This window comes from Streptomyces sp. NPDC002577 (assembly GCF_053594815.1).
On sequence record NZ_JBSFWK010000048.1, the window covers coordinates 60,370 to 69,508 of the forward strand.

The 9,139-nt window shown below is 70.2% G+C and carries 4 protein-coding genes; all 4 read right to left on the bottom strand.

Annotated features, from left to right (window positions below; all coding sequences use genetic code 11):
• Positions 1-30: 30 nt before the first annotated feature.
• Positions 31-3,585, bottom strand: coding sequence for a transcription-repair coupling factor (mfd, locus tag ACWD4J_RS36860; RefSeq protein WP_451399884.1), 3,555 nt, complete (start codon positions 3,583-3,585; stop codon positions 31-33).
• A 240-nt stretch (positions 3,586-3,825) separates the two neighbouring features.
• Positions 3,826-6,405, bottom strand: coding sequence for an ABC transporter permease (locus tag ACWD4J_RS36865; protein WP_451399885.1), 2,580 nt, complete (start codon positions 6,403-6,405; stop codon positions 3,826-3,828).
• Positions 6,402-7,190, bottom strand: a complete 789-nt coding sequence (locus tag ACWD4J_RS36870) for an ABC transporter ATP-binding protein (protein WP_451399886.1) — start codon at positions 7,188-7,190, stop codon at positions 6,402-6,404. The genes ACWD4J_RS36865 and ACWD4J_RS36870 overlap by 4 nt, the downstream gene beginning before the upstream one ends.
• A 606-nt stretch (positions 7,191-7,796) precedes the next feature.
• Complete coding sequence (locus tag ACWD4J_RS36875; RefSeq protein ID WP_451399887.1) at positions 7,797-8,696, bottom strand: cellulose-binding protein; 900 nt, start codon at positions 8,694-8,696, stop codon at positions 7,797-7,799.
• Positions 8,697-9,139: the final 443 nt, after the last annotated feature.

Below are 9,139 nucleotides of genomic sequence, written 5' to 3' on the forward strand. Positions count from 1 at the left end.
TCGTCAAATCCCCGCTACGGCCAATAGCCGCTACGACCCGAGGATCGACGTCAGGAACTCCCCGGTCCAGCCCAGCAGTTCCCGGCCGACCAGCGGCTTCCCGCCCACCTTCGCGGTCTTGGGCCGGGGCACGAGGACCTGGTGGACGGCGGGCTTGATGACCGTGCCCGGGTAGAGCCGCTTGAGCCGCAGCTCCTGGGACTCCCGCAACTCCACCGGCGCGAAGCGGATGTTGTTGCCCTGCAGCACGATCTCGCCGACTCCGCACGCCCGCGCGAGCATGCGCAGGCCCGCCACCAGCAGCAGGTTCTCCACCGGCTCCGGCAACTTGCCGTAGCGGTCGACCAGTTCCTCGCGTACCGACTTGATGTCGTCCTCGGTGTTGACGGAGGCGATCGCGCGGTACGCCTGCAACCGCAGCCGCTCGCCCGGCGCGTAGTCGTGCGGGACGTGCGCGTCGACCGGGAGCTCGATCTTGACCTCGAGTGGCGGCTCCTCCTCTACACCGCCCTCCAGCGAGGCGCGGTAGTCCGCGACGGCCTCGCCCACCATGCGTACGTACAGGTCGAAGCCGACGCCCGCGATATGGCCGGACTGCTCGCCGCCCAGCAGGTTGCCCGCGCCCCGGATCTCCAGGTCCTTCATCGCGACGTACATGCCCGCGCCCATCTCCGTGTGCTGGGCGATCGTCGCGAGCCGCTCGTGGGCGGTCTCGGTCAGCGGCTTCTCCGGCGGGTACAGGAAGTAGGCGTAGCCGCGCTCCCGGCCGCGGCCGACGCGGCCGCGCAGCTGGTGCAGCTGCGAGAGGCCGAAGTTGTCGCCGCGCTCCACGATCAGCGTGTTGGCGTTGGAGATGTCGATGCCCGACTCGACGATCGTCGTGGAGACGAGCACGTCGTACTTCTTCTCCCAGAAGTCCACGACCACCTGCTCCAGGGTCGATTCGGACATCTGGCCGTGGGCCGTGGCGATACGGGCCTCGGGCACGATGTCGCGCAGGCGCGCGGCCGCACGGTCGATCGACTCGACGCGGTTGTGGATGTAGAAGACCTGGCCCTCGCGCAGCAGTTCACGCCGGATCGCGGCGCCGATCTGCTTCTCCTCGTACGGCCCGACGAAGGTCAGCACGGGGTGCCGCTCCTCGGGCGGGGTCGTGATCGTCGACATCTCGCGGATGCCGGTCACGGCCATCTCGAGCGTACGGGGGATGGGGGTGGCCGACATGGTGAGGACGTCGACGTTGGCGCGGAGCTTCTTCAGCTGCTCCTTGTGTTCGACGCCGAAGCGCTGCTCCTCGTCGACGATGACCAGGCCCAGGTCCTTGAACTTGGTTTCGGAGGAGAAGAGGCGGTGTGTGCCGATGACGATGTCGACCGAGCCTTCGCGCAGGCCCTCCAGGGTCGCCTTCGCCTCGGTGTCCGTCTGGAAGCGGCTGAGGGCGCGGACGTTCACGGGGAACTGGCCGTACCGCTCGGAGAAGGTGCCGAAGTGCTGCTGCACCAGCAGCGTCGTGGGCACCAGCACCGCGACCTGCTTGCCGTCCTGCACGGCCTTGAAGGCGGCGCGCACGGCGATCTCCGTCTTGCCATAGCCGACGTCGCCGCAGATCAGACGGTCCATCGGGACCGTCTTCTCCATGTCCTCCTTGACCTCGGCGATCGTGGTCAGCTGGTCGGGCGTCTCCGCGTACGGGAAGGCGTCCTCCAGCTCGCGCTGCCAGGGCGTGTCGGGGCCGAAGGCATGGCCGGGGGCCGCCATGCGGGCGCTGTACAGCCTGATCAGGTCCGCGGCGATCTCCTTGACCGCCTTCTTGGCGCGGGCCTTGGTCTTGGTCCAGTCGGCGCCGCCGAGCCGGTGCAACGTGGGCGCCTCGCCGCCGACGTACTTGGTGATCTGCTCCAGCTGGTCGGTGGGGATGTAGAGCCGGTCGCCGGGCTGGCCGCGCTTGGCGGGGGCGTACTCGACGACGAGGTACTCGCGGGTCGCGCCCTGCACCGTGCGCTGCACCATCTCGATGTAGCGGCCGACGCCGTGCTGCTCGTGGACGATGTAGTCGCCCGCCTCGAGGGTCAGCGGGTCGATGGTCTTGCGGCGGCGGGCGGGCATGCGCGCGCCGTCCTTGCCGGCCGTCTTCTGCCCGGACAGGTCGGTCTCGGTGAGGACCGCGAGCTTCTGGGCGGGGTCGACGAAGCCGTAGTCGATGGTGCCGCACGCGACGTGGACGACGGCCGGGGTGAGCTCGCCGAGGTCCTGGTCGAGGCGGGCCGCGATGCCCTCGCCGCCGAGCACCTCGACGATGCGGCTGGCGGTGCCGTGGCCCTCGGTGACGTAGACGGTGCGCCAGCCGTCGGAGATCCAGCCCTTGGTGTCGGCCAGCGCCCTGGCCGTGTCGCCGCGGTAGGTCTCCGGGGCGTGCATGCCGAGCTTCAGCGTGTCGCCCGCCGCGTCAGCGGCATATGTCACCGTGAGATCGTCGTCCGCGGCGAACGGGGACACCGACCACCACATCATGTCCAGCTCACGGGCCCGGTCGCGGACGTCCGCGATGGACCACAGGGACGCGGCGCCGACGTCGATGGGCGCCTCGCCGCCGCCCGCGCTGGCGGCCCACGAGGCCTGCAGGAACTCCTGCGACGTGGCCACCAGGTCCGCGGCCCGGGTGCGCACCCGCTCCGGGTCGCAGACGACGGTCATGCTGCCCTTGGGCAGTACGTCGAGCAGCAGTTCCATGTCGTCGACGAGGACCGGGGCGAGGGACTCCATGCCCTCGACCGCGATGCCCTCGGCGATCTTGCCGAGCAGCTCGCCGAGCTCGGGGTGGCGTTCGGCGAGTGCGGCGGCCCGCTGCCGTACATCGTCGGTGAGCAGCAGCTCGCGGCAGGGCGGCGCCCACAGACCGTGCTGGGCGACTTCGAGGGAGCGCTGGTCGGCGACCTTGAAGTAGCGGATCTCCTCGACGTCGTCGCCCCAGAACTCCACGCGGAGGGGGTGCTCCTCGGTGGGCGGGAAGACGTCGAGGATGCCGCCGCGGACGGCGAACTCGCCGCGCTTCTCGACGAGTTCCACGCGCGCGTACGCCGCGGCGGCGAGCGCGTCGACGGTCTCTTCCAGGTCCGCCTGCTGTCCGGTGCGCAAGGACACCGGCTCCAGGTCGCCGAGGCCCTTGACCTGCGGCTGGAGCACGGAACGCACGGGGGCGACGACGACGGAGACCGGGCCGGTCTCGGGGTCGTCGGCGCTCGGGTGGGCGAGGCGCCGCAGGACGGCGAGGCGGCGGCCCACGGTGTCGGACCTCGGCGAGAGCCGCTCGTGCGGGAGCGTCTCCCACGACGGGTACTCCGCGATCCCGTCCGGCGGGAGCAGCGAGCGCAGGGCCGCCGCCAGGTCCTCGGCCTCCCGGCCGGTCGCCGTGACCGCGAGCACGGTCCGGTTCGTCTCGCGGGCCAGCGCCGCCACCGCGAAGGGGCGGGCGGCGGGCGGGCCGACCAGGTCGACGTGCATGCGGTTGCCGTCGGCGGCGGCCTTTACCGCTTCGGCGAGTGCGGGGTCCTTGACTACGGCGTCGAGCAGACCGTGCAGGCTCATGAAGTGCATCCGTCCGAAGTGAGAGGGCAACGCGGACCGCCCGACACGTTGCACGGGCCGGGGCCTCCCAGCGTACGACGCCTGCGGGGCGCTCACCCTTCTGAGCGATCGACTGGTCATCGCGCGCACCGTAGTGATGCTGCACATCGGGCGCATCCCGTAAGCCCCCACACGAACAGGGCCGGGCCCGGTGGATCACTCCACCGGGCCCGGCCCTCCCCCGTTCCCCGCCCGCAGTGGCTACTCCGTCGCGATCGCGTTCAGCACGTTCATCCGGCCCGCCCGGAAGGCCGGGACCAGTGCCGCGAACAGGCCTACGAAGGCGGAGGCCACGAAGACCGCGGTGATCGTCGGCCAGGGGATCTCGAGGACGGTCAGACCCTCGAGGGCCAGCAGCTTCTGCGCGGTGGCTCCCCAGCCCATGCCGAGGCCGAGGCCGAGCAGTGCGCCGAAGAGGGCGATGACGACCGACTCGAGGCGGATCATGCGGCGCAGCTGGCGGCGGGAGAGGCCGATCGCCCGCATCAGGCCGATCTCGCGGGTGCGCTCCACCACGGAGAGAGCCAGGGTGTTCACGACGCCCAGGACCGCGACGATGATCGCCAGGGCCAGCAGGCCGTAGATCATGTTGAGCAGCTGGCCGATCTGGTCCTTCAGCGCCTGCTTGTAGTCGGTCTGGTCGCGCACGGTGTACTGCGGGTAGTCGTGCAGGGCCGACTTCAGGGACTTGTACGCGGCGTCCTGCTGTCCGTCCTTCGCCGAGGCGAAGAGCAGCATGTCGAGGGGCATCTTGTCGGCGGGGATGTACTTGGCGGCGGTCGTGATCGACACGTACATCGCGCCCTTGTCGATGACGACGTCGTCGCTGGTGATCGCGCGGACCGTCAGCTCGGCGGTCGACCCGTCCTTGAAGTCGACACCGACCTTCGAGCCGACCTCGATGCCGTGCTTCTTCGCGAAGCCCTCGAAGACGGACATCGAGTCGGGGCGGTAGGCGGCGGAGAGATCACCGGACACCGTCTTGGTGCGCAGGTCCTGCGCGTACGACGGGTCCGCGGCGTTGATCGTCTCGCCCTTGGACGTCCTGCCGTCCGGCGTGGTGAGCGTCGCGTCGAGCAGCTTGTACTCGGTCACCCGCTCCAGGCCCTCGGTGGACTTCACCGCCTCGACGGCCTGCGGGGTGATCAGCTGCCCGCTGTCCGACTGCATGATGAAGTCCGTGCCGACGGTCTTGTCGAGCTGGTCCGTCGCCGAGGCCACCATCGAGGAGCCGACGACCGACAGGCAGGCGACCAGGGCGAGCCCGATCATCAGGGCCGCGCCCGTGGCGCCCGTGCGGCGCGGGTTGCGCAGCGCGTTGCGTTCGGCCATCCGCCCGACCGGGCCGAAGAGCCGCAGAGTCACGGCGCTGATGACGCGGACCACGCCGCCCGCGAGCAGCGGGCCGATGACGACGAAGCCGATCAGGGTCAGGACGATGCCCGCGCCGAGCCACAGCGAGCCGTCGCTCGCCTTGTCCGCGGCGGCCGCCAGGTAGAGGCCGTAGCCGCCGGCGCCGGTGAGGAGCAGCCCGATGAGGGCCCGTACCCGTCCGGCCCTCGCGTCGGCCGGGGCTCCGGCGTCGCGCAGCGCGGCCATGGGCGAGACCTTGCCGGCGCGCCGGGCGGGCAGATACGCGGCGAGCACGGTGACCACGACGCCGAGGACCAGGCCGACCACCGGGGTGGTCCAGGCGATGGTCAGGTCGTCGGTGGACAGGTGCATGCCCATCATGCCCATGAGCTTCATCAGCCCGATGGCGAGACCCACGCCCGCGCCGACGCCGAGGACCGAACCGAAGAGGCCTAGCAGCAGCGCCTCGGCCAGCACCGATCGGTTGACCTGCTTGCGGCTCGATCCGATGGCGCGCATCAGGCCGATCTCGCGGGTCCGCTGGGCGACCAGCATCGAGAAGGTGTTGATGATGAGGAAGATGCCGACGAGGAAGGCGATCCCGGCGAAGCCGAGCATCGCGTACTTCATCACGCCCAGGAAGTCCTGGACGTCCTCGGCGTTGGCGTCGGCGACCTCCTTGGCCGTCTGCACCTTGTAGGCGCCGTCGAGCCCGGCGGCGACGTCCTTCTTCAGCTGCGCGTCGCCGACTCCGGACGCCGCGGTGACGTTGATGTCGGTGTAGACGCCGCTCTCGCCGACGAGTGCCTGCTGAGCGGTCTTGGTGTCGAGGTAGAAGATCGCGGCACCGGGGTTGGTGACGGTGAACTCCGCGATGCCGGAGATCTTCGCCTTGTGGGTGCCGACCGCGGTGATGACGCCGATCTCGTCGCCGAGCCGCAGGTGGTGCTTGTCGGCGGTGTCGGCGTCCACCATGATCTGGCCGCTGCCGCGCGGCGCCGCACCGGAGGAGATCCTCATGGTCCGGGCCTCGTTGGCGTTCCAGCTGCCGACGATGGTCGGGGCGCCGCTCGAGGGCGACAGGCTCTCCTTGTCGGCGTCGACGACGGTCACCGAGGTCGAGAAGACGGTGCCCTCGGCGGACTTCACCCCGTCGACGGCGCGCACCTCGCCGAGTACGGACGCGGGCATGACCGGCGGCTTGCCGTTGCCGGCCTGGGTCTCACCGGTGTCCGATGCGCCCTTCGCACTGACCGTCACATCGGAGGCGGTGGCCGCGAAGAGCTTGTCGAACGTCGTGTTCATGGTGTCGGTGAACACGAGCGTGCCGCACACGAACGCCACCGACAGCAGGACCGCGACGGCGGACAGCGCCATGCGTCCCTTGTGCGCGAAGAAGTTGCGCATCGAGGTCTTCAGGACGGTCATGACGTACGCCCCCGCGCGTCGAAGTCCTTCATCCTGTCCAGGACGGCGTCGGCGGTCGGGCGGAGCATCTCGTCGACGATCCGGCCGTCCGCGAGATACAGCACGCGGTCCGCGTAGGAGGCGGCCACCGGGTCGTGCGTGACCATCACGATGGTCTGGCCGAGCTCGTCGACGGAACGGCGCAGGAAGCCCAGGATCTCGGCGCCGGCCCGGGAGTCGAGGTTTCCGGTCGGCTCGTCACCGAAGATGATCTGGGGCCGCGAGGCGAGCGCACGAGCGACGGCGACACGCTGCTGCTGGCCTCCGGAGAGCTGCGTCGGCCGGTGCCCCAGCCGTCCGGCGAGGCCGACGGTCTCCACGACCCGCTCCAGCCACTGCCGGTCCGGCTTGCGGCCTGCGATGTCCATCGGCAGCGTGATGTTCTCGATGGCGTTGAGCGTCGGCAGCAGGTTGAACGCCTGGAAGATGAAGCCGATCCGGTCCCTGCGCAGCTGGGTGAGCTTCTTGTCCTTCAGGCCGGTGATCTCGGTGTCGTCCAGGTAGATCTGCCCGGACGTCACGGTGTCCAGGCCCGCCAGACAATGCATCAGCGTCGACTTGCCGGACCCGGACGGGCCCATGATCGCGGTGAACTGGCCGCGGGCGATGTCCACGTCGACCTGGTCGAGCGCGACGACGCGGGTCTCGCCGGAGCCGTAGGCCTTGACGACCTGCCGCGCCCGCGCGGCCACGGCCGTACTCCCGCCCGTGCCCCCGTGCTTGGGAATGGTTACAGCCGTTGTCACGGTAAGTCTCCTATGTCGGTCGGAAAATGGCGCAGTGATGGGCCATGGCTGTCGTTCAGCGGTGCCTCTCGGAACCCGGCAGGCGGCCGGACCGCCGCGCCGTACGGGCATCAGTCTGGTCTCGTCGGGCAGCCCGGCGCGCTGGTGCCCAGCGCAGTCTTGTACGGGGGAAAACCCCACCTCCGAAGGGGTGGTGCGGACGACCCCGGCGGCCGACCGCCGCGCCCCGACCGCATAAAGCCAGGTTAAGGAGCGGCCGCGCGCCTTCTCGTCCTCCGGCGGGACGAACCCTCCCCTGCCCCAACTACGGAGACACCCCTAAGGGTTCTCCACCCACTGGTGGAGCGGGACTCAGGGTCTTCTCCACCCTCGCCGCCGGCAGCAAGCGCATGCGTTCCCCGACCACGACGGAAGCGTGGATTCTGGCGGGGCAAACAAATCAAGCCCGTCCGGCGTTTGAGGACGAGCCACATTCAGCCCGTCCAGCGTTTGAGGACGAGCCCGAAGGGCGATCTCGGGGGCCAGGGGGCGGAGCCCCATGCCACGCGGCGGAGCCGCACATCGATACAGCGGGAAGGGGCGGGGTGGGGGAGATCGCACCGCAGACTACGACGCCCCCTCCGCCCGAGCCCCCCGCCCCGTCAACGCCGCAAGACTGCTCCGCACATGATCCATATGGGCACGCACCTCGTCCCACTGCTCCCCGTGGATCCGCAGCACCCGCTCCGTCTCCCGCCCAATCGCGTCCTCCCGCCCCCGGGCCCCCGCAAGAAGCTCACCGGCGCGTGTCTGCGCCTCCTCCTGGATACGCCAGGCCGACTCCTCCGCCTCCGCGAACGCCCGCTCCGCCTCGGACAGACGCCCCTCGGCCGCGGCCGTCAGTTCGTCGTGCTGCTTGCCCACCGCGCCCTCCCGCTGCGCGATCTCGAGCTCGGCGGCGTCGAACCGCTCGGCGTGCTCCTTGTCCAGGTCGGCGAGCATCTCCGAGGTCCGCTTCCGCATCTCCCGCAGGACGGCCAGCGCCTCACCCCGCCGCTCCTTCACATCGCGCCGGGCCGCGATCCGGATCTCGTCGGCGGTCGTCCGGTCGGCGAGCAGCCGCTGCCGGGCACGCTCGTCGCCCTCGGCACGCACGGCGTCCGCGTAGCCGCGCGCGGCCTCGCCCAGCTCGCGCACCGCCTCCTCGGCGGCCACGGTGACCCGCTCGACTTCCTCACGCGCCTCGGCGAGCACGGCGACCGACTCCTCCTTGCCCAGCGCGAGGATCCGCTGCGCACGCTCACCGAGCGTCTCGTACGTCTGTGCGGTGAGCCCCGCGACGACCTCCCGCAGCCGCTCGGCCTCGGCCTCCATGTCCTTGGCCAGCACGGTCAGCCGCGCAGCGCGCTCCCACGCCTCGTCACGCTCCTTCGCCAGGCGGGTGACGTACGTGTCCACCTGCCCGGGCCGGTAGGCGCGGCCCCGCACGACGACGAAGCCGTGGGGCGACACCGATGCGCTGCTCATCCTCGAATCCCCTCTCGGATCACCGGATCCGGCGGCTCCGGCAGTCCCGAACCCGGCGTGGCGTCCACCACTCCGTACAACCCGTCAAACAACTCGACGTGGCGCACATCTTGATGGATCAAGAGGAAACACTCATAACGCGACACTCCGCCCGGCCACCCGGGTCAAGGATGAGGCACAAAGCAGTAGAAACCGCAATCGCGCGCGGGTGTCGCCGGACCGGCCACCGAACCGTCCGCGGACAGCCGCGACAACAAGAACGAGGCGCCCGACCCGTCACACGGATCGAGCGCCTCGCTCATATGGTCTTCGTACGGCGAGCCGGACGACGTCGTCTGTGGAGCAGCGCTAGGAATGTCCTGAAGATCTTGGAATCGCGCCCGGCTTGCATCGGTTCATGACGATTGACATTTACTGGCAATCCGGGGCGAGCCGGGTGGTCG

Bases quoted from the DNA above. Each gene is read 5' to 3' on its own strand.
- mfd (WP_451399884.1), bottom strand. From the start codon at position 3,585: ATGAGCCTGCACGGTCTGCTCGACGCCGTAGTCAAGGACCCCGCACTC.
- ACWD4J_RS36865 (WP_451399885.1), bottom strand. From the start codon at position 6,405: ATGACCGTCCTGAAGACCTCGATGCGCAACTTCTTCGCGCACAAGGGA.
- ACWD4J_RS36875 (WP_451399887.1), bottom strand. From the start codon at position 8,696: ATGAGCAGCGCATCGGTGTCGCCCCACGGCTTCGTCGTCGTGCGGGGC.